Genomic DNA, 25803 nt, shown 5'->3' with positions numbered 1-25803 from the left:
TCGCTTTTCCTGATTGCGTCATCGTCGGTTATGCCAGAATGCGGGTGCGGATGACATCGGCGATGCTGGGTTCTTCATTGCTGCCAATCACCAGATCAGCTCTCGCTTTGATCTCATCGGCGCTGTTGCCCATCGCGACACCCAATCCTACGCCTTCCAGCATACTGATATCGTTAAAATTATCGCCGAATGCCACGACGTCTTTCATGCTGATACCCTGTTCGCCAAGCCATTGCTGGAGCAGCTTGCCTTTGCTGTTGCCGGTTTGGGCGATATCAACCTGATCCTGCCATGACCACTCGCAGGCCAGTCCGAGTTGCTTTTCCACTTCTGCGGCGAAATGGTTCAGCGTGGGAACATCGGCGTGCGTGGTCGCGAATTTCCAGATAGCGTGGGACGCTTCCGTCTGACGCACCAGATTTTCCACCTGAGCGAAACGAGGACGCTGCTGTTCCGGCAGGTTAGCAGCCCATGCCAGCGTGCGGACTACGTGCCCGGTAGGATACTGGTAATACATGTCGTCATCGGCATACATCAGCCCATGAATATCAAATTCCTCTAGCAGCGTGATGACGTTTTTTGCCTGTTCGACAGAGAGCGGATTGGTGTGCGACGCTTGGCCCTGCTGGTAATCATAGACGTAGGTACCGTTACAGCAGATGGCAGGCGTATCCAACTGCAACCCCTGATAAAAAGGGTGGATTGCCGAGTGGTGACGTCCGGTGACGATCATCACTTTGATGCCTTGCTGACGGGCTAGCGCGAGTGCACTAAGGGATTCGGGCAGGATTTTTTTCTGTTGATTCAGTAGCGTACCATCAAGATCAAGTGCAATTACTCGGTAGGTCATCGTTATCTCGCAAATAAAAATGTGGGTATCCAATGCGTCTTACGATAAAGGACGCGGCGAAAAATAGACAGACAACAGCGAGATAAAATTGTCTGGGGTTCATTTGATGACGAAGGATTCAGCGCGGCGGTGGGAAATAAGGCTAAACGGACGGTTTTACAGCACCATTGCTGATTTTCTATGCTTTCAACGGTTTATCATCTATTTTTTAAGCAGTTGACCACAACGCTGCTTTACAATGTGCGGCGTACTGTTTATAGTGCGCGTCATTGCGGAGGAGTGGCCGAGTGGTTGAAGGCACCGGTCTTGAAAACCGGCGACGCGAAAGCGTTCTAGAGTTCGAATCTCTACTCCTCCGCCACTTCAAGTCTTCCCCTGTGTACCTTGTTATTACTCTCTTATCTTCCCCTGATAGTCTGAACCATCACTTTTTATCGCCTATTCGTTATTGTCCCCCATCAGCGCCTGTTAGCTACATCACTCATTACTTTAATCATCCATTACTTAAATCAATAGTAGCCTTGCGATGTCTCTGTAGAATAGAGTGATTGGTCATTTATGGTATGCCGTGTGTCAGGTTGAGCTGGTTCGTTATCCTTCGGATGAACTTCTTTTGAGCCTTCCTGTGCCGCCACATTCGCGTGAAAAATAAGGAGAATACGATGCAGCAAGTGGTTTATGTCGCCAGCCCAGAAAGCCAGCAGATTCATGTTTGGCAACTCGGTGCTCAGGGAAATCTGACATTATTGCAAACCGTTGACGTTCCAGGACAGGTTCAGCCGATGGTGATCGCACCGAACAAGCGTCACCTGTATGTCGGGGTTCGTCCTGATTTCAGGGTTCTGAGCTATCGTATTGATGAACAGGGTAAATTGACGGAAGCGGGTGTCGCGTCTTTACCGGGCAGCCCGACGCACCTGTCGACCGATAACGACGGACGTTTCCTGTTCAGCGCGTCTTACAGCGGTGCCTGCGTTAGCGTTAGCCCGATTGGTGCTGATGGCATCGTCGGCGAGCCGATCCAGCAACTGGACGGGCTGGAAGGGTGTCACTCTACCAATATCGATCCAACCAATTCTGTCGTATGGGCACCATGCCTGAAAGAAGACCGCATCCGCCTGTACGATCTGGGTGCGGCTGGCGAATTGAGCGTACACCGTCAGGCCGAAATGACGACGGTAGCGGGTGCGGGTCCACGCCATATGGCTTTCCACCCGAATCAACGCTTTGCCTATTGCGTGAATGAATTGGACAGCTCGGTGGATGTGTATCAGTTGGATGCCGCCAGCGGGGAATTGCAGAAAGTGCAAACGTTGGGTGCTATGCCAGCTGGCTTTAGCGACACGTGCTGGGCGGCAGATATTCACATTACGCCGAATGGCCGCTTCCTGTACATCAGCGATCGTACCGCCAGCCTGCTGAGTGTTTTTCAGGTGTCTGAAGACGGCAGCACGTTAACGCTGACCGGACATCAGCCGACCGAAACGCAGCCGCGCGGTTTCAATATCGACAACACCGGTGAGTTCCTGATTTCAGCAGGGCAGAAATCGCAGCACATTGAGGTGTATCACATCGACCAGAACACGGGCGATCTGCAACCGCTGGCGCGTTACGCCGTCGGCCAGGGGCCAATGTGGGTGTCGGTGCTGGCGCTGGACTAAGTTAGCTAAGCACAACATTAAGCCCTGCGTTTATTATCCGCAGGGCTTTTTTTTTGATTAACCGCGGTATTCGATAATCGATAAACCCGCGTTGTAATCCGTGCTGTAGATGATGCCGTCGGCATCAACAAACACATCGCAAGACTGAATAATCTGCGGTCTGCCGGGGCGTTTGTCGACCATTCGGTCTGGCGCGGCAGGCACCAGCGCACCGGTTTCCTTCGGCTGATACGGGTTACTGATGTCGTAAGCTCGTACCCCTGCGTTTTGATACGTGGCGAAAATCAGTGACGAACTGATGAAGCTGCCGGGCCGGTTTTCATGCAGATTATGTGGGCCAAAGTGTGCGCCTTTCTTCACATAGTCCGCCTCTTTCGGCTGCGGAAAGGTGGCGATGCTCACCGGATTGCTCGGCTCACGAATATCGAACACCCAAATCAATTTCTCGCCATCTTCCTGATTATCCAATACCGCCTCATCCAACACGATCAGCAGATCGCGATCCGGCAACGGCAGCGCCGTGTGTGTACCGCCGCCAAACGGTGGGCTCCAGTTACGGTGGCTAATGAGCTGTGGATTGGTGCGATCGCTCACGTCCAGCAGCGTCAATCCGCCATCGCGCCAGCTGCCATAGGCGGTGTCGCCGCTGATGATGGCATGGTGCAGGGCGTAACGCTTGCCTTCCGGCCAGCTTGCAGTTTCTCCGCCAGCGGTATGCATGCCGGGTAGCCAGTAGCGGCCAGCAACTTCCGGGCGCTGCGGATCGGCCAGATCGATAGTCAGAAAGATATAGTCGCTGTAGCCATCGAGTAGCGCGGAGACATAAGCCCAACGCCCGCCCACGTACCAGATGCGGTGAATACCAATGCCGTCCAGCGGCAGGAAGCTGATTTCGCGCGGTTTATCCGGCGTTGAGATATCGAAAATCCGTAATCCAGCGCTCCAGCTTTTACCCTGCTGCTTGGTACTGACCGTGTCGGCGACGGAGCGGGTGTAATAGACCTTTTCCTCGGCGAAGTTGGCGTCGGCAAACAAATCGCGCGCGTTGACGACAAGCAGCAGGTCATCGTGCGTTTGCAGGTGGATATTCCAGGTGCCGGGCGGGGCAGCAATAAACCCCGCCGGTTTTGGATTCTTGGCATCGCGCACATCCACAATCGACACGCCTTGTGAAACCATATGCCCGATATAAGCGTAGCCGCGATGAACCATCACCTGCACGCCGTCGGGTCTGCCACCCTGATCGCTGTGCCCAATCAGCCGCATGTTACGGCTGTAATCGGGGGTGGGCAGAGGAGTCGATGCCATGAGTTATCTCCGTGTTATTTCGCCTGTTTGGCTTCCAGTGTAGCAAACCACGGTGCGATAAAATCATCTGTGTGGCCCCAGCCTGGGATGATTTTCGCCAATCCGGCGACGTTGACTGCACCCGGCTGGCTGGCTAACAGCGCCTGTGGAATCGCGGCAGCGCGGAACTCATAGGTTGCAGGCGTTGGTTCACCGGCAATCTTGTTGGCAACCAGACGCAGGTTAACTTTACCGATTAGTTTAGGATCAACAGCTACGCTGACTTTCCACGGGCTGCTCGCTTCGCGCATCAGTTGTAAATCCTGATTGGAGATGTCGATGCTGTACAGTTTGATTTCGGTCCGGCCGTTTTCTTTCAACGCCTTATAAGCGCCCTGACTGAAGGCATCCCACGATCCCCAGATCGCATCGATTTTGCCTTTCGGGTATTTCGCCAGCACCGCGCCGACTTTGTTAGCGGTATCGCCCTGAACGTCAGAGGACACGGCACCAATCGATTCGAGTTCCTTGATGCCGGGGTTAGCTTTCAGGATCTGTTGATAAGCGAGCTGGCGACGTTCCATCGGCGGGAAGCCGGCAACCCACAGTTTGATGATGTTGGCTTTACCGTTGAAATCCTTCACCAGTTGGCCGAGTGATTCGTTAGTCAGGGAGGCGTCATCCTGCTGGGTGACAGTCACGCCCGGAATCTCGCCATTCACGGCGGTGTCAAACACGGAAACGGCAATGCCGCTGTCGACAATGCGTTTAATTAAATCGGTAGAGTAGGGATCGCGGCCCTGTGACAGGATGATGCCATCATATTTCTGGCTAATCGCCTGATTCACAAAGTCCTGAAAACGGGCATCATCGCCGTTGCTCAGAAAGGTACTGACCTTAAAGCCCAGCTTTTTACCTTCTTCAAGCACGCCGGAAACAAACTGCGTGGTGTTGTCGTCCGAACCCAGATTGCGGATAACGGCGATGCGAACCGGACCGTCATGGTTGGCGATAGCGGCCGGAACGGGAGCAATGGTGGCATTCTGATTAGCCAGTGCCGGTAATGCAGTCAGTAAGCTCAGTGCAAGCAGGGCGGGCGTAAATTTCTTCATTATCAGCTCCATGGCGTTTTATAAAGGGATCTTGTGTTGATGAAAGTGTGTCGTGTCGATGGCAGTATTGTTATGTTTTCTGCGTCACTACTTTATAGCTGTCTTTATGTCTGGATGTCTATTTAAAAATGATACTGCATCATAGCCGTTGAGCGATAGACGAGGAAGAGGGGAACATTATGACTTTTGGGTTTAAGTTATAACGATTTGTGCTGACTGCGGATAAAAAGAAAAATGCCCGCGAGGCGGGCATTTAAGGCCGTTGACAAACTTATTTGTCGAATGAAGACGGTGAGATGAAAAGAGAGCGAATTATTTCTTCGTTTCTTTCTCTTCCATTTCACGCGCCCACCGTGGGTGGTGTTTACGTGCCCAGCGCTTGGAGACTTTGCCTTCAATCATGCCCTTGATCGAGCCTTTAACCCAGAACGCCATGTACATATGGATCAGGATGGCATGGATGAGGACGATAGCCGCAACGGCATGAATCAGAATGGCGTAGCGCACGACATCAATCGGGAACAGGTGGGCAAAATAAGGACGCCACATGATTACCCCAGTGATCAGTAGTACCAGCGTCAGCCCCATGATGCTCCAGAACATCATTTTCTGGCCTGGGTTGTATTTACCCACTTCAGCGACTTCATGCTCATTGCCTTTCAACACTTCAATAATGTTGAGGAACCACGGTAGATCGCGCTTCTTCGGAATGTTATGGCTAACAAAGCGGAAGAACATCGGGATCAGACAGATGACGATCAGCACGCCAAAAAACGGGTGCAGAATACGCCCCATCTGTGGCGTACCAAACGTCTGCGTCAGCCATTGCAGGGTTGGGAAAAACAAAGCAATACCTGAGAGCGCGACCAGGAAAAAGCTAATCACCACAATCCAGTGACAGATGCGATCGATAAACTTGGTGCGCAAAATCATTTGTGGCTTACTCATGTTTGTCTCCCCCTTCTTTGTCTTCTCCCTCGTGGTCATGGTCCGTTTCTTCTGTGTTTGGACCCACACCGATGTAGTGGAACATTAACCCAGCGAACGTGGCGACAAACCCTAACGCAGATAGTGGCTTCAGAATGCCCTTCCACAGGTTGACCGGCGTAGAAATCTGCGGGTCATTCGGCAGATTGTTATAGAGCGATGGTCTGTCTGCGTGGTGCAGAACATACATCACGTGTGTGCCGCCTACGCCCTGCGGATCGTAGAGGCCTGCGTTCTCGTAACCACGGCTTTTCAGATCGGCGATACGTTCTTCTGCCAGATGCTTCATCTCTTCTTTCGTACCGAAACGAATGGCACCCGTCGGACAGGTTTTCACGCAGGCAGGTTCTTGCCCAACGCTGACTCTGTCGACGCACAGCGTACATTTATAGACGCGGTTATCTTCTTTATTCAGTCGTGGAATATTGAACGGGCAGCCGGCGATGCAATAGCCGCAACCGATACAATGCTCAGACTGAAAATCGACGATACCGTTGGCATACTGAATAACCGCACCAGCGGAAGGACAGGCTTTCAGACAACCCGGATCGCTACAGTGCATGCAGCCATCTTTACGGATCAGCCATTCCAGACGATCGTTCTCTTCCACTTCGGAAAAGCGCATCAGCGTCCAGGATTTGGCGCTCAGATCCGCCGGGTTATCATAAACCCCGAGGTTATGGCCGACGTCGTCACGAATGTCGTTCCACTCTGAACAAGCCACCTGACAGCCTTTACAGCCGATACAGGTGGTGACATCGATCAGTTTTGCCACTTCGCTTTTGTCGTTACGCACATGCGGAGGCGGTGTAAAGCCGTTGGTGGCCGAACGTTTAATAATATCTTGTGATTGCATTGACATAGTTGGCTACCCTTACACCTTCTCTACATTAACCAAAAACGCTTTGTACTCAGGCGTTTGTGAATTAGCGTCGCCGACGCTCGGGGTGAGTGTATTAGCCAGGAACCCTTTACGCGTGGTTCCCTCAAAGCCCCAGTGGCAGGGGATACCAATGGTTTCCACGCTGCGTCCGGCAATTTCCAGCGTTTTGATTCGCTTGGTGACCACCGCTTTGGCTTTGATGTAGCCACGTTGGCAGGAGACTTTGACTTCATCGCCCGCCTTAATGCCTTTGCTCTTCGCCAGATTTTCACCGATCTCAACAAACTGTTCTGGCTGCACAATCGCGTTCAGACGCGCGTGTTTTGTCCAGTGACGGAACAATTCGGTAATCGAGTATGTCGTTGCCACGTAAGGGAAATCTTTCGCGGTGCCCATGGTTTTCGCATCACGCGCAAACAAACGCACGACCGGGCTGGAAATCACCGACGGGTGCAGTGGGTTAGTGCCAATAGGCGATTCGATCGGTTCGTAGTGTTCAGGGAACGGTCCGTCTACCAGTTTGTCCACGGAGAACAGACGTGCCAGACCTTCCGGCAGCATGATGAACGGCCCGGTGTCTTTGCCTGGTGGTACGGTTGCGGCGAAGTCGGGCACATCAATGCCTTGCCACTTCTGGCCGGTCCATTCCAGCAATTTACGCTTGCTGTCCCACGGTTTCCCTTGCAGGTCGGCGGAGGCGCGGTTGTAGAGAATGCGGCGGTTTTGCGGCCAGCACCATGACCAGTTCGGCGTACAGCCCAGACCAGCATCGGCGTTGTCGCGTTTATCCATCTGGTTACCGGCTTCTGTCCAGCTCCCGGCGTAAATCCAGCAGAAACTGGACGTGGTACCGTCATCACGCAACTGTGAGAAATCGGCGAGCTGCTGGCCTTTCTTCAGAATCAGTTTGCCGCTGTCGTCGTAGATATCAACCAGCGCCATGCCGTTGGCTTCGCGGGCGATTTCTTCTGGATGCGGATCTTCTGGGTCTTTGTAGTTCCAGTTGATATTCATCACTGGATCAGGATAAGTACCGCCTTCTTCGTTATACAACTCACGCAGACGCATCAGTAGCTTACCGAGGATTTTACCGTCGTGACGGGCTTCTCCTGGTGGCTCGGCCGCCGCCCAGTGCCATTGCAACCAGCGACCAGAGTTGGCGATAGAGCCATTCTCTTCGGCAAAGCAGGAAGACGGCAGACGGAAGACTTCAGTCTGAATGGACTTCGTATCCACGTCGTTGAATTCACCGTAGTTCTGCCAGAACGTGGAGGTTTCTGTGACCAGCGGATCGATGATGACCATGTACTTGAGTTTGGAGAGCGCTTCGGTCGCTTTATTCTTGTTGGAGAATGCCGCAACAGGGTTAAAGCCCTGAACGATGTAGCCGTTCATTTTGCCTTCCACCATCAGCTCGGTTTGCACCATAACGTCGTAGCTACGATCCCACTTCGGCAACCAGTCATAACCCCAGTTATTCGCGGCCTGTGCGTGATCGCCGTAGAAGCTTTTCATCATGCTGATAAAGAATTTTGGCGTATTTTTCCAATAGTTAACCTGATCGGGCAACACGGCGGTTGGTGTGATTTGGCCCAGATAGGTATTCAGATCCGGCTGTTTTTCTGACGGCAGTGGCATATAGCCCGGCAGATTTAACGACAGCAGACCTAGGTCGGTATACCCCTGAATGTTGGAGTGACCGCGCAGGGCGTTGATGCCGCCGCCTGCCATACCAATATTCCCCAGCAGAAGCTGGATCATGCCAGCGGAGCGGATAATTTGCGCGCCGTTGGTGTGGTGCGTCCAACCCAGTGCATACATGAAGGTTGCGGTTTTATTCGGTACACAGGTTTCAGCCAGCGTACGGCAAATCTCTTCATAATCTTTGGCTGAGGTGCCGCACAGGGATGTCACCATTTCCAGCGTATAGCGGGAGACGTGTTTTTTCAGCAGATTCCAGACGCAGCGCGGGTGGGACAGCGTGTTATCGCGTTTGGCGAAACCGGACTCATCTAACTCATATTGCCAGCTGGATTTGTCATATTGGCGTTTTTGTTCGTCGTAGCCGCTGAATAAGCCTTCGTCGAAGCTAAAGTCATCACGTACGATCAGGCTGGCATTGGTGTAAGACACCACGTACTCGCGATGAATTTTATCGTTCGTAATAAGGTAGTTAACGATACCTAACAGGAAGGCGGCATCTGAACCTGCGCGAATAGGTGCGTAGAGATCGGCAACGGCCGCGGAGCGGTTAAAACGCGGATCGACAACAATCAGCTTCGCCTTGTTGTGCGTTTTCGCTTCAACGGCCCATTTGAAACCGACCGGGTGCGCTTCTGCTGGGTTTCCGCCCATCACGATGATGACGTTGGCGTTTTTGATATCAACCCAGTTGTTAGTCATCGCGCCACGGCCGAATGTCGGTGCCAGCGCGGCAACGGTTGGCCCGTGACACAAACGCGCCTGACAGTCGATGGCAACCATGCCGAGTGCGCGGGCAAATTTCTGATCGAGAATACCGGTTTCGTTGCTGGCGGCTGAAGAGCACAGCATACCGGTAGTCAGCCAGCGGTTGACGGTTTCGCCTTTGGCGTTGGTGCGTTCGAAGTTGGCATCACGGTCAGCTTTCATCAGGCGCGCGATGCGTTCAATCGCGTCGTCCCAGCTGATTCGTTGCCATTTGTCTGAGCCAGGTGCGCGGTATTCAGGGTAGAGCAGGCGGTTTTCGCTGTGGATGTAGTCAACCAGGCCCGCACCTTTCGGGCAAAGGGAGCCGCGGCTGACTGGGTGATCCGCATCACCTTCGATATGAAAAACAGAAGGCTTCGCATTTTTGGCTCCATCGCCCAGGCTATACATGAGCACACCACAACCAACTGAACAGTAGGTGCAGTTGTTACGCGTCTCTTTTGCCCGTAACAGCTTATATTGACGTACTGATGCCATTGCTTCCGTGGGTGTAAAGCCCAATACCGCGAGAGTGGTTCCAGCCATCCCCCCCGCGCAAACTTTAAAGAAACCTCTTCTATTCAGTTGCATTAGTTTCCCTGTGTAATTATGTGTCATTTTTGTTGCGAGCAATTTAACAACACACAAGTTGTGGGCTTTGCGCAAAATCAAAATTTAAGTATTTAAACCCCCATAACACCTATAAAGAGGTATATTTTTTATTCGTTGTATATTGTAATGCATAACGATTTTGTTATTTCATGGTTACAAATAATGTGACGTGACGAGTCAGTCAAAGTGGAATAAGCGGGAGTTTGTGGAGGAATTGTTGCAAAAAAAAGCCGGATAAAAATCCGGCTTGGTTTGATGATTATTTGACCTGCATACCCGGCTGGGCGCCGCTGTCTGGGCTCAGCAGGAAGATATCTTTCCCGCCGGGACCGGCTGCCATCACCATACCTTCTGATATGCCGAAGCGCATTTTACGCGGTGCCAGATTGGCAACCATCACGGTTAAACGGCCTTCCAGCGTAGCCGGGTCGGGATAAGCTTCACGAATGCCGGAGAAGACCTGACGGGTTTCGCCGCCCAGATCCAGCGTCAGACGTAAGAGCTTGTCAGAACCGTCAACCAGTTCAGCCTGCTTAATCAGTGCGATACGCATATCGACTTTGGCAAAATCGTCAAAGTTAATGGTGTCCTGCACCGGGTTGTCTGCCAACGGGCCAGACACGACTTTTTGTGCGGCGACCATGTCTTCTTTCGATGCGTCAACCATTGCGTTAACTTTATCCAGATCGATGCGGTTGAACAGCGCTTTGAATGGATTAACCTGATGGCTCAGCAGCGGCGTGGCAATCGCATCCCAGCTCAGTTCCGTGTTCAAAAACGCTTCTGTGCGCTGGGACAGCGAAGGCAGAACCGGTTTCAGGTATGTCATCAGTACGCGGAACAGGTTGATGCCCATTGAGCAAATGGCTTGCAGATCTTCATCCCGACCTTCTGCTTTCGCCACAACCCACGGTGCTTGTTCGTCAACATAGCGGTTGGCGATATCTGCCAGCGCCATGATCTCACGAATGGCACGCCCGGATTCACGGCTGCTATAGGCTTCGGCAATGCTGGTGGCGGCATCGGTGAAGGTTTTGTACAGCTCGGCGTCGGCCAGCTTGTCCGCCAGCTTGCCGTCAAAGCGCTTGTTAATGAAACCGGCGTTACGTGATGCCAGATTCACGACTTTGTTAACGATGTCAGCATTCACGCGCTGAACGAAATCTTCCAGATTGAGGTCGATGTCATCAATGCGAGAAGACAGTTTTGCCGCGTAGTAATAACGCAGGCAATCGGCATCCAGATGTTGCAGGTACGTGCCCGCTTTAATGAAGGTGCCGCGTGATTTAGACATCTTGGCGCCGTTGACCGTGACATAGCCGTGCACGAACAGGTTTGTCGGTTTACGGAAACCGCTGCCTTCCAGCATGGCTGGCCAGAACAGGCTGTGGAAATAAACGATGTCTTTACCGATGAAGTGGTACAAATCCGCGTCGGAGTCTTTCTTCCAGAAATCATCAAAATTCAGATCGCCACGCTTGTCGCACAGATTCTTGAACGAACCCATGTAGCCGATTGGCGCATCCAGCCAGACGTAAAAATATTTGCCCGGCGCATCGGGGATTTCAAAACCGAAATACGGTGCGTCGCGGGTAATGTCCCACTGTTGCAGGCCAGAATCGAACCACTCCTGCATCTTGTTAGCGACTTGCTCCTGCAATGCGCCGGAACGCGTCCAGGCTTGCAGCATCTCGCTGAACGCAGGCAGATCGAAGAAGAAGTGTTCTGTTTCACGCATTTCTGGCGTGGCACCTGACACCACTGATTTGGGTTCGATCAGCTCTGTTGGGCTGTAGGTCGCGCCACAGACTTCGCAGTTATCGCCGTATTGATCGGCAGCCTTACATTTCGGGCAGGTGCCTTTGACGAAACGGTCCGGCAGGAACATGCCTTTCTCTGGGTCGTACAGCTGAGAAATGGTGCGATTTTTAATAAAACCGTTCTCTTTCAGACGACCATAAATCAGGCCTGACAGCTCGCGGTTCTCTTCGCTATGCGTGGAGTGGTAGTTGTCATAGCTGATATTGAAACCGGCAAAGTCCTGCTGATGTTCCTGACTCATTGCCGCAATCATCTGTTCTGGCGCAATCCCCATCTGCTGTGCTTTCAGCATGATTGGCGTGCCGTGGGCGTCGTCCGCACAGATAAAGTGAACCTGGTTGCCGCGCATTCGCTGGTAACGAACCCAAATATCGGCCTGAACGTGTTCAAGCATATGACCGAGGTGGATCGAACCATTAGCGTAAGGCAGCGCGCACGTTACCAGGATTTTCTTTGCGACTTGAGTCATGAGGAACTTGCTTTCTTTTGTGAATAGAGGGAAATCGATGTTAACCGATAGCGCCTTGCTGCGTAAACCGCTGGCGTGAGTAAAACGGCAGGAAACCACATGGTAGATTTTAATTTGCGTGGCGTTTCCACGTTTTTGACGCCGAAGGGCGTCAGACGGTTATGGCTCTGGTATGCTGTACACGGTCTCAACGGTCAAATATGAGAATTTCAAGGAGCCGGAATGAACGCGACAGTCCCCGAACAACGTCCTGAAGCACTGCGTGCGATGGTCACCGGGGTTTTATCTACTTTTCAGCACCCGACACTGAAAAATAACCTGACGACATTGAATGCGCTGCGCCACTGTGCGCTGCTGGACAACGTGTTGCATATCGACCTGACGATGCCGTTTGTCTGGCTGAGCGGTTTGGCTGTATTAAAGGAAACGGTTAGCGATGAGTTATTACGTTTATCAGGCGCAAAGGCGGTCGAGTGGCGTTTAACGCACGATATCGCGACGCTGCGTCGGGTTAACGATCAGGCCGGCGTGAAGGGCGTGAAAAACATCATTGCCGTCAGTTCCGGCAAAGGCGGAGTCGGCAAATCCAGTACGGCAGTCAATATGGCGCTAGCGCTGGCGGCTGAAGGTGCGAATGTGGGCATTCTGGATGCCGACATCTACGGTCCTTCCATTCCGACCATGCTGGGCTCGGCCAGTGAGCGTCCAACCTCGCCGGACGGTCAACATATGGCACCGATTATCGCGCACGGCCTGGCAACCAACTCGATTGGTTATCTGGTGACGGACGATAACGCCATGGTGTGGCGTGGGCCGATGGCCAGCAAAGCGTTATTGCAGCTGCTGCAGGATACACTCTGGCCGGATCTGGACTATCTGGTATTAGATATGCCGCCGGGTACGGGTGATATTCAACTGACGCTTGCGCAGAGTATTCCTGTCACTGGTGCGGTCGTCGTGACGACACCACAGGATATCGCGCTAATGGATGCCATGAAGGGCATTGCGATGTTTGAAAAAGTCAGCGTGCCAGTACTGGGCATCGTAGAGAATATGAGCGTACACATCTGTAGCAACTGTGGTCATCTGGAGCCGATTTTCGGCACGGGTGGTGCGCAGAAGCTGGCGGAAAAGTACCACTGTTCCCTATTAGGTCAGCTTCCACTGCACATCTCCCTGCGTGAAGACCTTGACCGTGGCGAACCGACGGTAGTCAGCCAGCCGGACAGCGAATTCACTTCTCTGTACCGCGAACTGGCGGGGCAGGTTGCCGCTCAGCTCTACTGGCAGGGTGACACGATTCCCAGCGAAATTTCTTTCCGAGCGCTGTAACGCTTCCGCCAGAGAGTAATAAGCCGGGCTCTTTCCCGGCTTAATCCTACGCCAGCATGCGATTTCCCTCGTGCGCAATACGCGGAAAGGGTGGCGTGAAGGGGGGTAACTCCCTATAATTGCCGCGTCAAAGCGCCCGTTGGCGCATTCCCCTCTCTTTTATTTATGTTAATCAGGTCGTTAATACCATGACTGATCAGTCTCACCAGTGCGTCATCATCGGGATCTCAGGAGCATCCGCTTCGGGTAAAAGTCTTATTTCCAGCACCTTGTATCGAGAATTGCGCGATCAGGTTGGTGATCAGCATATCGGGGTGATATCTGAAGACAGTTATTATAAAGATCAAAGCCACCTGACAATGGAAGAGCGGGTAAAAACTAACTACGACCACCCGAGCTCGATGGATCATAGTCTGCTGCTCAAGCATTTGCAGATGCTGAAAGCCGGTCAGGCGATCGAAGTCCCGCAGTACAGCTATGTCGAGCACACCCGCAAGCAGGAAACCGTGCATATCGAGCTGAAAAAGGTCATTATCCTGGAAGGCATCCTGCTGCTGACGGATGCGCGCCTGCGCAGTGAGATGAATTTCTCTATCTTTGTCGATACACCGCTGGATATTTGCCTGCTGCGCCGTATGCGCCGTGACGTTAATGAGCGCGGGCGTTCAATGGATTCCGTGATGGAACAGTATCAGAAGACCGTGCGCCCGATGTTCCTGCAATTTATCGAGCCCTCTAAGCAGTATGCCGACATTATTGTGCCGCGCGGCGGGAAAAACCGTATTGCGATTGATATTTTGAAAGCCAAGATAAGCCAGTTTTTTGAGTAGTCGATACTCTAAATAATTCGCGTTGCAGAGCTAACGCGGAGGCAACGTGCAGCATGACGGGTAGATGAGGTTTATCTGATAGATACCGGCGTCGAATGGAGAATAAGATGAGACTGTGTGACCGTGACATTGAAGCCTGGCTGGATGATGGCCGACTGGTGATTACGCCCCGTCCGCCTACTGAGAGAATCAGTGGTGCGACTGTTGATGTTCGTTTGGGAAATCAGTTTCGCGTCTTCCGCGGACACACTGCGGCTTTCATTGACTTAAGCGGCCCGAAAGATGAAGTCAGCGCGGCGTTGGATCGCGTCATGAGTGATGAAATCAATTTGCCGGAAGGAGAGGCATTTTTCCTGCATCCGGGAGAATTAGCGTTGGCAGTGACGCTGGAGTCAGTCACGCTACCGGATAATTTAGTTGGCTGGTTGGATGGCCGTTCTTCGCTCGCGCGTCTAGGATTGATGGTTCACGTCACCGCACACCGCATCGATCCAGGTTGGCAAGGAAGAATTGTGCTGGAGTTCTATAATTCAGGTAAGTTGCCGTTGGCGTTACGCCCCGGCATGATGATTGGCGCTCTGAGTTTTGAACCGCTTTCCGGGCCGGCTGCTCGTCCTTACAACCGCCGTCAGGATGCCAAATATAAAGACCAACAGGGTGCGGTCGCGAGCCGGATCGATAAAGACTAAGCGCCTGGCGACAGGCCTGTAAGGTAAAAAGCAGGTGGCCGTGCGTTTCGCAATGAGGATGGCATGAGAAGATTTCTGACGACGCTGGCAATTCTGCTTGTGGTGGTTGTGGCAGGAATGACGGCCTTGGTCGTCCTGGTTAATCCCAATGACTTCCGCGCCTACATGGTGAAGCAGGTTGAGGAACGCAGCGGCTATCGCCTTCAATTGGATGGCGATCTGCGCTGGCATGTGTGGCCGCAGCTGAGCATATTATCCGGTGGGATGTCGTTAAGCGCACCGGGTTCCAGCGCGCCTATCGTCAGCGCTGAGAACATGCGTCTTGATGTGCAACTGTGGCCGCTGCTGTCTCACAAACTGGCGGTCAAACAGGTGATGCTGAAAGGTGCCATTATTCGACTGACGCCGGAAAGTGAAGCCAAACAGGCCAACAATGCGCCCATCGCCCCGACGGGATCGCAAGCCCCATCTGAAGAACGGCACTGGCGGCTGGATATTGATAAGATAAAAGTCGCCGATAGCCTGTTGATTCTGCAACGCAGCAATAATGAACAGATTAATGTGCGCGATATTAATCTTGCGATGGAGCAGAACGGCGACCGTCAGGTTAGCATCGAATTATCAAGCCGCATCAATCGCGATCAGCGCGATATTGCCTTCTCTCTTGCTGCAGATGTCGATTTGCTGCATTTCCCACAGCAGGTCAATGCCAATATTACCAAACTGGATTACCAGCTTCAGGGGGCAGGAATACCGGCAAACGGTATCAGTGGAACGGGGAGTGTCCAGGCAAGTTATCAACAGCAGCCTGAAAAAATCACGTTTAGCCAGCTTTCACTCAATACCAATAACAGCCAACTGTCGGGTGCCGGTAGTGTCACGCTGGGGGATATCCCCCATTACGAATTGGATCTGTTATCTGAGAAGTTGGATTTGGATTCCCTACTGGGGATCGCGTCGGTAAAAGAGAACAATGCCGCTGTCGTGCCAGCTAAATCATCAGCCCCTGTGATTTCAAATGAAAGCGGGTTAGCCAAGCCAGAAGACAGCTTACAGACATTCACTGCGCGTCTGTCGCTACAGGCCGCGACGCTGATCTACCGTGGGCTTGATGTCCGCCAATTTATGCTACGGGCAGACAATCAGCCAGGGCTGCTGGATGTGGCGACCTTGAGTGGTGAACTGGGTGGTGGACATTTCTCATTGCCCGGTAAAGTTGTGACGAAGTCATCAACCAACATCACATTACGACCAGACCTCAAGGATGTTGAGTTATCTCAGTTGATGTCCGCATTTGCGCTGCCCGCCGAGACGGTCAGTGGGAAATTGTCGATGGCAGGACAGTTCAGCGGCAATAGCTTTGCGCTACCTGCGTTGCTCCAGCAGTGGCAGGGAACGGCGACGCTGCAAGCCAATAATGTCCGCGTGCAGGGTTTGAATATCCAGCAAATGGTTCAGATGGCCGTGGCGCGTAGCAATGGAAACGTGCGAGGACAAGAGCACTACGAGCGTTACACTGAGCTGCAACAGCTGACCGGGAAAGTACAACTGAATGCGGGTAAGTTACGTCTTACCGATCTCACTGGCCGCTCAGAGCTGCTGTCGCTAAGTGGTGTTGGACAATTCGATTTGCCAGCCCAGACGTGTGACGTCAATTTGAATGTCTCTATCACGCAAGGGTGGCAGGGGGATGAGCAACTGGTCAGCGTGTTGAAAAACACGGCAATCCCGTTACGCGTCTATGGCGAGTGGGATAAATTGAATTACCAATTACAGGTGGATCAACTGCTGCGTAAACGCCTGCAGGACGAGCTGAAGAAACGCCTGAATGACTGGGCCAGCCAAAATCAGCAAAGTCAGAAGGGTAAGGACCTGAAGCAACTCCTCGATCGCCTTTAATTTTCTAAAATACTGCGCTTTTAGCCGGTTTGCTGATTCCTGTCAGCAAACCGGCAGCTTCTCGCTAACATTTTCCTCTGTTTGTCATCATTCTCTAGGCTGGCTATGTGCTCGGTGTCTCTTTTTTAACGCCGAATGTTAATATTTTTCTCTTTTTTTATTTTCTAAAGCAGTAAACTTCGCTCCCTGTTTTCGGGGCGGGACTATTCCGCTGCCGGGGAATTTCTGTCAGATAATTTATTACTCAGGTATCGAAACCCACTATGCTCGAACTTTTGATTGGTGTTGCTGTAACGATTCTGGTTGGTCGTTACATTATAAAAGGGTACTCCGCAACGGGCGTGTTGCTGGTAGGAGGCCTCTTACTTTTGGCAGTCAGTGCCATGCTGGGGAAAAACGTATTACCAGCCAGCGCGAAGGCGACGGGCTGGAGCGCAACGGATATTGTTGAATACGTAAAAATTTTGCTGATGAGCCGTGGTGGCGATCTCGGCATGATGATTATGGTGCTGTGTGGATTTGCGGCTTATATGACGCATATCGGTGCCAATGATGTCGTCGTGAAGCTGGTTTCTCGCCCGCTGAAAATGATTAACTCGCCTTACTTACTGATGATCGCGGCCTATTTTGTCGCCTGTCTGATGTCGTTGGCGGTATCATCGGCTACGGGATTAGGTGTGCTGTTGATGGCAACGCTGTTCCCCGTCATGGTGAATGTTGGTATTAGTCGCGGTGCCGCTGCTGCAATCTGCGCCTCCCCTGTAGCGCTGATCCTGTCGCCGACCTCAGGCGACGTGGTGCTTGCTGCACAGGCATCGCAGATGAAATTAGTGGATTTTGCCTTTAAAGCCACGCTGCCTATTTCTATCATGGCGATCGTGTGCATGGCCGTCGCGCATTTCTTCTGGCAGCGCTATCTGGATAACAAAGCGAATGTCAGCCATGAGATGCTGGACGTCAGCGAGATCACGACGGATGCCCCGCGTTTTTATGCCATTCTGCCGTTTACGCCGATCATGGGTGTACTCGTGTTTGATGGTAAATGGGGGCCGGAACTCCACATTATCACCGTACTGGTTATCTGTATGGTGCTGGCCGCAGTGCTGGAATTTGTCCGTTCGTTCAGTGCGAAAAAAGTGTTTGATGGGTTGGATGTGGCTTACCGTGGGATGGCCGATGCCTTCTCTAGCGTCGTCATCCTGTTGGTTGCAGCCGGTGTCTTTGCCCAGGGTCTTGGCACTATTGGCTTTATCAGCGGCCTGATTGGTCTTGCGCAGTCATTCGGCAGCGGCGGGTTGGTGATTATGCTGGTACTGGTCGCGATCACGATGTTGGCTGCGATGACAACGGGCTCGGGCAATGCGCCGTTCTATGCGTTTGTTGAGCTGATTCCAAAGCTGGCGTCGCAAATGGGTATCAACCCTGCCTATCTGGCTATTCCTATGCTTCAGGCTTCCAACTTGGGCCGTACCATTTCTCCAGTATCCGGCGTCGTGGTTGCCGTTGCCGGGATGGCGAAAATATCGCCGTTCGAGGTGGTGAAACGCACATCAGTTCCGGTTCTGGTTGGGCTGATTGTGGTGGTGGTTGCTACCGAAATTATGGTGCCTGCCTGATAGATCACAGGAAACAGCCCCTATTGAACGGAAAGGGGCTGTAGAGATAAATGCGGCGTTGAGCATAGCGACAGCGCCGCTATCACACTTCAAAATCAGTCTGTGGTTCGTCGTTTGGTGTGATGCGGACCTCAATGATACGGTGGCTTTCCACCGCCAGAATAGTGAACTGATAGCTATCGATTGACAGTGTATCGCCCACCTGCGGAACCCGCTGCGCGTGCTCCATCAATAGCCCTGCTAACGTGTAGTATTCGCGCTTTTCATCCAGCGTCAGCGGAACATACATCGTTAAGTCTTCCAGCGGAATATAGCCATTTACGGTCCAACTGCCGTCGTCATTCTGCTGAATGCTATGGCGCGCATCACGATCTTCGCCTTCGCGCGGCAGGTTGCCGGCAATGGTTTCCATCACGTCGCTTAATGTGACTATCCCTTCCATCGAACCAAATTCATCAACGACAAACGCAAAGTGCGTTCGCGCTTCTCTAAACTGTTCCAAAGCCTGTAACAGTGAAAGCTGTTCAGGAAAGACCAGCGGCTGACGAATCAGAATACGTGGATTGAACGGCTCGCGGTTTAGCTGCTGCTGGAGTAAATCGGCAACATGTACGATACCCAACGGTTCGTCGGAGGTATTGCTGTCGGTTACCACCAGTCGGGAATGCTGGTTGGTCGTTAACAGTTTAGCGAGCGCATCCTGTGTAATATCCAGCTCAACCGAGTCGATATCATGCCGCGACGTCATAATGCTGCTGATGGTTCGCTGCGCCAGCCCCAATACCCGCTTTATCATCCGGCGTTCCTGAATATTGAAGACTTCCTGACCTGCCCGGGTGTTGTCTGCAATCATCGATGAAGTTTGATTGTCCAGTTCAGCTTCTTCATGATTACCACGCAAGATACGCAAAACCACTTCCGCGGTGCGCTGGCGTAGTGGAACCGAGGAAGAAAGAAAGCGCCGGCGGTTGAACAAGGAGACCTGATTCAACATCTCAATCATCACCGAGAAACCTATCGCGGCGTAGAGATAACCTTTAGGGATGTGATAACCAAAGGCGTCTGCGACCAGACTGAAACCAATCATCAGCAGGAAACTGAGACACAGGATAACGATGGTTGGGTGTTCAGCGACAAAACGGGTCAGCGGCTTGCTGGCCAGCAGCATGAGGAAAATAGCGATGGTCACGGCGGACATCATGACCAGCAAGTGATCGGTCATGCCGACGGCGGTAATCACGGAGTCCAGCGAGAATATGGCGTCCAGTACCACGATCTGTGCCACTACCGGCCAGAAACGTGCACCTTTACGCTGGGCTTGCTGCTCCTCATCTTTTCCTTCGAGACGTTCGTTGAGTTCCATGGTGGCTTTAAAGAGTAGAAACAGTCCTCCAACCAGCATGATGACATCGCGAGCGCTGAATGTGTGCCCAAGGAATGTGAAGAGGGGGGTAGTCAAAGACACCAGCCATGAAATGGACGCCAGCAGACCCAGGCGCATAATCAGGGCAAGTAACAAACCGACGACTCTGGCTTTATCGCGTTGTTCTTTTGGGAGTTTCTCAGCCAGAATGGCAATGAAGATAAGATTATCAATGCCCAGAACCAGTTCCAGGACAACCAGCGTGGTCAACCCGGCCCATATCGTTGGATCAGCGATCCACTCCATATCTCTTTTTTCACCTTTAAATGAACATAACCTCGATAGCGTATCAGGGCATGCACAGATGAACCAGAATTTGCAGGGATATTCTTTATGAGAAGCACAATCTATAAGCAAATTCTGAGCCGATAGGTGCCCTGATAGGCATTGTCATTTTTTTGACACAGACCGGTGTGTAGCTTGTTGGTGAGGTCGGTTGAAAAATCGACAATAGGCAAAGTTTTAGGAATGCTGCATAAGGTATTGCACGTTAGTATTTGATAGTACGAGCATACAACGCATAGAATAGCGTGCCGATTTAACAAGATTTTTACGACAAGGATGCGCGTAGTCTTATTCTGAAAAGCTCCTTTTAAGCCATCTTACCCTTGTGCTCTTTACGTCATCGTCAATACTATGGGGTGCAATTTGGCTTTGTCGATTTAGCTATATTTTTATAAATAAATATATTGATTAGTCATATTTTGTTAGCGGGTTCAGTTGGCTAGCAAGGAAATGGAATCTTTACACACAAACAGATGGTATACGGATCCAGGGTGTAGCCACAGGATGGTGTTCCGTACGTTGTTTGACAGCGCATTGGTAGCTATGAGCCAAGGGCGGTAGCGTGTCTGATGCAAAACATTCACATAACGGGTTGATGATGGTGCAAAAATGCAAGAATTCATGGTGGTTTTCCTGAGCGCCTTTATTGCGTTGTTTCTGGCAAGAAAAGTCGCAATAAAGGTCGGGCTGGTGGATAAACCTAACGAACGCAAGAGACATCGTGGGCATATTCCACTTGTCGGCGGTGTTTCTATCTATATGGCCCTCTGGGTTATGTATGCATTTGATCCTACATGGCTCCCTAACTTCTCTCTCTATATGGTTTGCGCGACGGCACTACTGGTAGTTGGTGTGCTGGATGACCGATTTGATCTTCCCGTTCTTCCTCGTGTTGGCCTACAGGCGTTCGTGGCAGGCCTGATGATGTACGCGGGGCTATATCTTTCGTCCTTAGGCAAGGTGTTATTCGGTTATGAGCTGTTTTTAGGGATTTTCGGTTATACGGTTACGCTGTTTGCGGTATGGGGAGCTATCAATGCTTTTAATATGGTTGACGGCATTGATGGCTTACTGGGCACACTTTCCTGTGTGACATTTGGTGCTCTGGCAGTAGTTTTTTATCTTGATGGGCGACACGAACTTGCACTGTGGAGCTTGTGCTTGTTGGCTGCGACGCTACCTTATATTTTGCTGAACCTTGGTGTGCTATGGGGAACAAAATTTAAAGTGTTTATGGGGGATGCGGGTAGCACACTTATTGGTTTTACGGTTATCTGGCTATTGATTTTGGCAACGCAAGGTAGTGAAGCTGTCATTCGTCCTGTAACTGCACTGTGGTTGATTGCTATTCCCTTGATGGATATGGTAACGATTATGGTACGTAGAATTCGTCGAGGCGATAGTCCATTCAAACCCGATCGTGAGCATTTGCACCATATCCTGATGCGAGCAGGGCTGACCCCGAGGCAGTCACTATTAGCGATTGTTGCTGCAGCAATGACTTTGGCTGCTATTGGTATTACTTGTGAGTTAAGTGGTATAACTGACTCAGTTATGTTATGTGCGTTCCTGATTGTTTTTGTTGGCTATTTTTGGGCAATTACGCGAGTGTGGCGCTTGCTGACATGGATAAGACGAACCAATCATGGGGCTGCTGTTGTTCCGGATAAAGCGGGGCAGCGTCGCTAACAGACAAATTAACGGTTTTTTACGCTTCAGACTGTAGGTTTATTTCACTAAACGTCCTCTATAATTATTTGATATTTTGTAGGGATTTGCACGATTTTTAATCAGAATACGATGGCATAAACAGGATGATAAAGCATAAATTGAAATTGATGCCGATGGTGGTGTCACTGGCTTTACTGAGCGGCTGTACCATAATCCCCGGTAGCCACCTTTCTACAAGTGGCAAAGAAGTTATCGAACAGCAAGATGCTGATTTTAATATTGATAAATTAGTAAATGTTTATCCATTAACGCCGTATTTAGTGGATAAGATGCGGCCGAAGCCGTTGATTGCGCAAACTAACCCTGCGTTAGAACGTGAGCTACAGCAATATGAATACCGTATTGGTATTGGCGATGTCATCATGGTCACCGTGTGGGATCATCCTGAACTGACGACACCTGCTGGTACATATCGCACTGCCGCGGATACGGGTAACTGGGTGCATTCTGATGGCACCATCTTCTATCCCTATATCGGTAAGGTGAAAGTTGCTGGTAAAACGGTAATGGAAGTGCGCAGTGAGATTTCATCCCGGCTAGCTACGTATATCGAATCTCCACAGGTTGATGTCAACATTGCGGCATTCCGCTCTCAAAAGGCCTATGTAACGGGTGAGGTGAAAACCTCTGGTGAGCAACCTATTACCAACGTGCCACTCACTATACTTGATGCGATTAATAAAGCCGGTGGGTTAAGCGAAGATGCCGACTGGCGTAATATCGTGTTGACGCATAATGGTCAAGAAAAACGCATCTCTCTTCAGGCGTTAATGCAAAATGGCGACCTATCCCAAAATACTCTGCTGTATCCTGGTGATATTCTCTACATTCCCCGTAATGACGACTTGAAAGTTTTCGTCATGGGCGAAGTTAAGAAGCAAAGCACGCTCAAAATGGATCGTAGTGGCATGACCTTGACCGAGGCGTTGGGCAATGCCGAGGGCATGGATCAAACGTTGGCGGATGCAACAGGCGTGTTTGTCATTCGTCCGTTAAGAGGAGCACAGGGACCGAAACTGGCTGATATCTATCAACTGAATGCTGCTGACGCCACTTCGCTTGTGATGGGTGCTGAATTCCAGCTCCAGCCTTACGATGTGGTTTATGTTACTACTGCACCAGTTGCCCGTTGGAATCGTTTGATTTCACAGCTTGCACCGACGATCTCTGCGTTTAATGATTTGAGTGAGGGTAGCCTGCGAGTTCGCACCTGGCCATAGAGATAATTATGTTTGATTCTATATTGGTTGTTTGTGTCGGTAACATCTGTCGTTCCCCTACGGGGGAGCGGTTATTAAAACAGGCATTGCCTACCAAAAAAATTTCATCCGCGGGGTTAGGTGCTTTGGTTGGAAAACCTGCAGACGCGACAGCTGCAGACGTGGCGAGCCAGCATAATCTCTCTCTTGATGGCCATGAAGCACAGCAATTAACGTCAGTACTATGTCGTCAATATGATCTCATTTTGGTTATGGAGAAAGGGCATATTGATGGCGTATGTCGTATTGCGCCAGAAGTCCGAGGCAAGACAATGCTATTTGGCCGTTGGCTTAACCAGCAAGAGATTGCTGATCCATATCGCAAAAGTCGTGAAGCATTTGAATTCGTTTACTTGCAACTTGAGCAGTCTGCCCAGAAATGGGTGCAGGCATTAAGCCGTTAACAAGTCAGGGAAACCCATGGCAGAGAAAATTTCAGTAAAAGCATCCGAAACCAATACGGATGAGATTGATTTAGGACGTTTGTTGGGAACATTGCTGGATAATCGTTGGTTAATTATTGGTGTTACTGCAGTTTTCACAATTCTTGGTATTCTTTATGCGACCTTTGCCACGCCGATTTATAAAGCAGATGCACTCATTCAGGTGGAACAAAGTTCCGGTAACTCTTTGCTAAAAGATATTTCCAGCGTGTTACCCGATGCTAAACCAGAATCGGCTGCTGAAATTGAGTTGATCAAATCGCGTATGGTAGTCGGTAAGACAGTTAACGATCTCTCTTTAGATATTATCGCGCAGCAAAAATATTTTCCTGTCTTTGGTAAGGGCTTTGCTCGTTTGATGGGCGAAGAGGCTGGAAAAATCGCAGTATCAAGACTGGAAGTGCCTAAATCCTGGGAAGATGAGACCATCAGTCTTGTAATTATTGATGAACAAAACTATGCGATAGAAGCAGGTGATGCTCTAACGTTTAATGGAAAAGTTGGGAATATAGAAAAGCATAATGGTCTTTCTATATTGGTTAGTGATATTAAAGCCGAAAAGGGTACTGCTTTTCGCCTTAAAAAATTAAATACTATTACGGCTATTAATAATGTATTAGAAAATTTATCCGTTGCAGATAAAGGAAAAGATACTGGAGTACTTTCGCTGAGCTATGAAGGTGAAGATCCTGAGTTGACCAATAAAATACTCAATAGTATCAGTCAAAATTATCTTCAGCAAAACGTTGAGCGTAAATCTGAAGAAGCTGGGAAAAGCCTAGAGTTTCTTAAAGAGCAACTTCCAAACGTACGGCTGACGCTTGATGAAGCGGATAATAAATTAAACAACTATCGGCAAAAGAATGAATCGGTTGATTTATCACTAGAGGCTAAAGCGGTTTTGGATACGATGGTGTCCGTGGAATCTCAGCTTAACGAATTAACATTTAAAGAAGCTGAAATATCAAAACTATATACCAAAGAACACCCTGCTTATCGTGCGTTGATGGAAAAACGAAAAACGCTGGAAGAGGAGCGAGAAAAAATCAACAAACGGGTAGGAGGGATGCCAAAAACCCAGCAGGAAATTTTACGTTTAACGCGTGATGTGAACGTAGGGCAAGAAGTCTACATGCAGCTGTTGAATAAGCAGCAGGAACTGAGTATTAACAAAGCGAGTACGGTTGGTAATGTTCGTATTATTGATGCGGCAGCACTCCAGCTTAAACCTGTAAAACCTAAAAAACTCATTGTTGTGTTACTAGCGTTGATCATTGGTGCTGTGATATCAACGGCATTTGTTGTATTAAAAACTATGTTGCATAAAGGGATTGAAAGCCCTGAACAACTGGAAGAACTGGGCATTAACGTGTACGCCAGCGTTCCTTTATCAGAGTGGCAACAGAAGAAAGACAGGGCGCTATTAGGAAAAGGAAAGAAAGGTAATACGCGCTCGACTGAGCTCCTGGCTGTGGGGAATCCTGCTGATCTCGCCATTGAAGCGATTAGAAGCCTGCGCACTAGTCTGCATTTCGCGATGATGGAGGCTAAAAATAATGTATTAATGATCTCGGGCGCTAGTCCGGCAATTGGTAAAACGTTTGTCAGTGCAAACCTTGGTGCTGTTATCGCACAGTCAGGACAGCGTGTATTGATTGTTGACTGTGACATGCGTAAAGGGTATGCGCATGAATTGATGGGAGTACAAGGGATAAATGGTCTCTCTGATATTTTGTCTGGGCAAATAACGACAGAAAAAAGTATTCGCAAAACTGCTATAGAAAATATGGACTTTATCGCCCGTGGACAAATTCCACCCAATCCTTCTGAACTCTTAATGCATAGTCGTTTTTCTCAGTTCATTGACTGGGCTTCTGAACATTATGATATTGTTCTATTAGATACTCCACCAATTTTGGCTGTAACGGATGCCGCGATTATCAGCCGTAATGCGGGGACTTCTCTCTTAGTTGCGCGTTTTGAGGTGAATACTCTGAAAGAAATTGAAGTAAGTATTCGCCGTTTCGAACAGAATGGTACCGAAATTAAAGGGGTTATTCTGAATGCGATTGTAAAACGTGCTGCAAGCTATTATGGATATGGAAATTATAACTACTATACGTATGACTATAAGTCAGAAAAAAATAGTTAATATGTCTCTCTGAA

At 50.4% G+C, this 25803-nt stretch carries 18 protein-coding genes and 1 tRNA gene; 11 read left to right on the top strand and 8 right to left on the bottom strand.

What is annotated here, in order from left to right:
• Positions 1-28: 28 nt before the first annotated feature.
• Entirely contained in the window at positions 29-850 is an 822-nt protein-coding gene (locus QWJ20_RS04045; protein ID WP_039504427.1) for a pyridoxal phosphatase, read from the bottom strand.
• A 273-nt stretch (positions 851-1123) separates the two neighbouring features.
• Between QWJ20_RS04045 and QWJ20_RS04040 the strand changes: the two genes are divergently transcribed.
• Positions 1124-1211: transfer RNA gene (locus tag QWJ20_RS04040), tRNA-Ser, on the top strand.
• Positions 1212-1512: 301 nt separating this feature from the next.
• On the top strand, positions 1513-2511 hold the full coding sequence (pgl, locus tag QWJ20_RS04035; RefSeq protein WP_433991929.1) for a 6-phosphogluconolactonase: 999 nt from the start codon (positions 1513-1515) through the stop codon (positions 2509-2511).
• 57 nt (positions 2512-2568) lie between these two features.
• On the opposite strand, the gene QWJ20_RS04030 is transcribed toward pgl, so the two are convergent.
• From QWJ20_RS04030 to metG, 6 genes are all read right to left on the bottom strand, one after another.
• Positions 2569-3819, bottom strand: a complete 1251-nt coding sequence (locus QWJ20_RS04030; protein ID WP_433991928.1) for an LVIVD repeat-containing protein — start codon at positions 3817-3819, stop codon at positions 2569-2571.
• A 14-nt stretch (positions 3820-3833) separates the two neighbouring features.
• Entirely contained in the window at positions 3834-4910 is a 1077-nt protein-coding gene (locus tag QWJ20_RS04025) for a sugar ABC transporter substrate-binding protein (protein WP_095994062.1), read from the bottom strand.
• A 312-nt stretch (positions 4911-5222) separates the two neighbouring features.
• Positions 5223-5858: a formate dehydrogenase-N subunit gamma gene (gene fdnI / locus QWJ20_RS04020; RefSeq protein WP_249680832.1), complete on the bottom strand. Its 636-nt coding sequence runs from the start codon at positions 5856-5858 to the stop codon at positions 5223-5225.
• The gene (gene fdxH / locus QWJ20_RS04015; protein WP_433991927.1) at positions 5851-6759 is read right to left on the bottom strand and encodes a formate dehydrogenase subunit beta; all 909 of its coding nucleotides are present in this window, start codon (positions 6757-6759) and stop codon (positions 5851-5853) included. Before fdxH ends, fdnI begins: the two co-directional genes overlap by 8 nt.
• Positions 6760-6771: 12 nt before the next feature.
• Positions 6772-9819: a formate dehydrogenase-N subunit alpha gene (gene fdnG, locus QWJ20_RS04010; protein ID WP_249680836.1), complete on the bottom strand. Its 3048-nt coding sequence runs from the start codon at positions 9817-9819 to the stop codon at positions 6772-6774.
• 280 nt (positions 9820-10099) lie between these two features.
• On the bottom strand, positions 10100-12130 hold the full coding sequence (metG, locus tag QWJ20_RS04005) for a methionine--tRNA ligase (protein ID WP_433991926.1): 2031 nt from the start codon (positions 12128-12130) through the stop codon (positions 10100-10102).
• A 222-nt stretch (positions 12131-12352) separates the two neighbouring features.
• Here metG and apbC point away from each other — a divergent pair, with 222 nt between their 5' ends.
• The 5 genes from apbC (at position 12353) to dcuC (ending at position 18496) form a co-directional block, all read left to right on the top strand.
• Entirely contained in the window at positions 12353-13462 is a 1110-nt protein-coding gene (gene apbC / locus QWJ20_RS04000; RefSeq protein ID WP_039482652.1) for an iron-sulfur cluster carrier protein ApbC, read from the top strand.
• A 188-nt stretch (positions 13463-13650) separates the two neighbouring features.
• Positions 13651-14292: a uridine kinase gene (udk, locus tag QWJ20_RS03995; RefSeq protein ID WP_010281304.1), complete on the top strand. Its 642-nt coding sequence runs from the start codon at positions 13651-13653 to the stop codon at positions 14290-14292.
• A 107-nt stretch (positions 14293-14399) separates the two neighbouring features.
• The gene (dcd, locus tag QWJ20_RS03990; protein WP_039482649.1) at positions 14400-14981 is read left to right on the top strand and encodes a dCTP deaminase; all 582 of its coding nucleotides are present in this window, start codon (positions 14400-14402) and stop codon (positions 14979-14981) included.
• Between the two features lie 63 nt (positions 14982-15044).
• Positions 15045-16880, top strand: coding sequence for an outer membrane assembly protein AsmA (asmA, locus tag QWJ20_RS03985; RefSeq protein WP_433991925.1), 1836 nt, complete (start codon positions 15045-15047; stop codon positions 16878-16880).
• Positions 16881-17143: 263 nt separating this feature from the next.
• Positions 17144-18496 (top strand): anaerobic C4-dicarboxylate transporter DcuC, encoded by a 1353-nt coding sequence (gene dcuC, locus QWJ20_RS03980; RefSeq protein WP_433991924.1) that lies wholly within the window; start codon positions 17144-17146, stop codon positions 18494-18496.
• 82 nt (positions 18497-18578) lie between these two features.
• Here the strand turns inward: dcuC and QWJ20_RS03975 are convergent, their stop codons facing one another.
• A complete protein-coding gene (locus QWJ20_RS03975) occupies positions 18579-20165 on the bottom strand; it encodes a TerC family protein (RefSeq protein WP_014914717.1) in 1587 nt (528 codons plus the stop codon).
• 648 nt (positions 20166-20813) lie between these two features.
• On the opposite strand from QWJ20_RS03975, the gene wecA reads away from it, so the two are divergent.
• The 4 genes from wecA (at position 20814) to wzc (ending at position 25789) form a co-directional block, all read left to right on the top strand.
• Positions 20814-21893: a UDP-N-acetylglucosamine--undecaprenyl-phosphate N-acetylglucosaminephosphotransferase gene (wecA, locus tag QWJ20_RS03970; RefSeq protein ID WP_433991923.1), complete on the top strand. Its 1080-nt coding sequence runs from the start codon at positions 20814-20816 to the stop codon at positions 21891-21893.
• A 125-nt stretch (positions 21894-22018) separates the two neighbouring features.
• Positions 22019-23155 carry a polysaccharide export protein gene (locus QWJ20_RS03965; RefSeq protein ID WP_433991922.1) on the top strand — a complete coding sequence of 379 codons (1137 nt, stop codon included), beginning with the start codon at positions 22019-22021 and terminating at the stop codon, positions 23153-23155.
• Positions 23156-23163: 8 nt separating this feature from the next.
• Positions 23164-23598, top strand: a complete 435-nt coding sequence (locus QWJ20_RS03960; RefSeq protein ID WP_052903333.1) for a protein-tyrosine-phosphatase — start codon at positions 23164-23166, stop codon at positions 23596-23598.
• A 16-nt stretch (positions 23599-23614) separates the two neighbouring features.
• The gene (wzc, locus tag QWJ20_RS03955; protein WP_110162708.1) at positions 23615-25789 is read left to right on the top strand and encodes a tyrosine-protein kinase Wzc; all 2175 of its coding nucleotides are present in this window, start codon (positions 23615-23617) and stop codon (positions 25787-25789) included.
• Positions 25790-25803: the final 14 nt, after the last annotated feature.

Origin of the sequence: Pectobacterium sp. S5 (genome assembly GCF_051707265.1) — a bacterium.
Taxonomy (GTDB): domain Bacteria; phylum Pseudomonadota; class Gammaproteobacteria; order Enterobacterales; family Enterobacteriaceae; genus Pectobacterium; species Pectobacterium polare.
The sequence above is the reverse complement of the archived record's forward strand: the minus strand, read 5'-3'. Positions and strand labels throughout refer to the sequence as shown.